Annotated in this window: 2 protein-coding genes; one reads left to right on the top strand and one right to left on the bottom strand. The window is 34.3% G+C overall.

The features are described from left to right. Nucleotides 1-336 precede the first annotated feature (336 nt). Entirely contained in the window at nt 337-1,098 is a 762-nt protein-coding gene (locus tag AP058_RS00045) for a hypothetical protein (protein ID WP_157492505.1), read from the bottom strand. Between the two features lie 105 nt (nt 1,099-1,203). Here AP058_RS00045 and AP058_RS00040 point away from each other — a divergent pair. Beyond that, nucleotides 1,204-1,705, top strand: a 502-nt coding sequence (locus AP058_RS00040) for a transposase (protein WP_197413357.1), incomplete at its 3' end; no start/stop codon positions are given.

Genomic DNA, 1,705 nt, shown 5'->3' with positions numbered 1-1,705 from the left:
AAATCAAGAACTGGAAGTCACCCTACAAGATCAAAGTCTTGTTTTTATTAAAAACAGACTATTTAAAGCCGAAATCAGGATTTGTTTTCTTTCCACTTCAATTTGTAGTCTAAAAAAACAGGCTTCTTAAAAGGCTTTATTTGGATTGTAGTAATAGCAATGTGAGGGCATATTAGAGGAAAAAGAAGTTTTTTCACAGCCTGACGTCCCCGCGCTAGGCGTCCGTTGCCAATGAAAGCGAACTGAGAACTTTCGGCAAGATAAAATATTTTCGTGAAAACAAATGTTCCGGCTAGATAAATTTTGGCAATGGCGCTTAGCGTGTGTTAGCATCCGTTAAAAATCTCTTGGACTGATAAAGCTTTGATGTTCTTCGTCACTAGGATAATAATATAACGCTAAAATAACTTCATGTTCTTCAGGTATTACTTTTTCTTTTTTAAAAATTCCAACTCTTGCAGAAGTCTGGAGACACTTTGTAATTGTTTCAGATAGTGTTGCATTATCAAACCCTTTCAAATTTGTAATTTTTCTTATTGACAAATCCTTTCGAACAGTAATTCGATAAATTGCAAATTCTTCTATTGTTTCATAACCAGTTAAATCGCAACTTGTATTTATATCTAAATTAAATTTATTTGATACATCTATTGAATGCTGTTTTAGATACTTTAGAACTGACAACTTTTTATTAATCGAACGCATATGATTTAGTTCTGCATTTGGATACTTGTCTTTAAAAGGTGAGAAATCCTTGTCAATTTGAACAGAACCTGAACAATACATAACGCTAGAAATGCCTTGCCAAAGCGGTGTAAGGACTAGCCATATTTCGCCTTCAGCCGGAGAAATTTTACACATGCTGTCGCTCGGATTGTGAATTTTAATTGTGGTCGTTCTTTGCCCTTTGTATAGATCTAAAATTTCAATGTCAGCATCTAAGTAATCAGGATTTTGTGACAAATTTATTTTTAGTATTTTGACTTTTGCAGCAAAAGTAGCTTGGCCCAATTGATTCATTAGTCCAGTTGACATGCATTCACAGGCAGCCATATTTAATGACCAGAGAAATATAATTAAAGAGATAATGTTCTTCATCGTATTAATGGTTGCTAACGTCAGTCTGTGAAAAAACCTCCGTTTTTACTCAAACAAATATAGTAAAACAGTTGAAATAAAGTACTAAATTTCGTATTTTTAAGAATGCAACACATCACAGGAATTTCCCGTAACCAAATGACCATTTCTTCATTAGAATCTAGCATTTCTACAGATAATCCCATCCGATTCATCGATGCTTTTGTAGAGCATATTGATTTAAAAGCATTAGGTTTTGAAGTACAAATACTAAAAACCGAAGGTCGGCCTAGTTTTGAAACAAATATTTTTCTCAAGCTTTATTTGTACGGCTATCTCAACGGCCTTCGTAGTTCTCGAAAACTCGAAAAAGAATGCCTGAGAAACATTGAAATGCAGTGGTTATTAGAAGATATTCGTCCCAATTATCACAGTATATCCGACTTTAGAAAATGCAATCCAACAGGATTAAAAAAACTCTTCAAACTTTTTGTTTCCTTTTTGAAAGATGCCGATTTAATTGCTGGAGAAACCATCGCCATTGACGGCACAAAGTCCCGAGCACATAACAGCAAGAAAGCCAACTTCAGCCAAAAGAAAATAGAGAGACACTTGGCATATATTGAAG

Origin of the sequence: Flavobacterium sp. TAB 87 (assembly GCF_001529295.1) — a bacterium.
Taxonomy (GTDB): Bacteria; Bacteroidota; Bacteroidia; order Flavobacteriales; family Flavobacteriaceae; genus Flavobacterium.
The sequence above is the reverse complement of the archived record's forward strand: the minus strand, read 5'-3'. Positions and strand labels throughout refer to the sequence as shown.

Excerpts from the sequence above, each read along its gene's own strand:
- AP058_RS00045 (WP_157492505.1), bottom strand. The coding sequence starts at position 1,098 with ATGAAGAACATTATCTCTTTAATTATATTTCTCTGGTCATTAAATATG.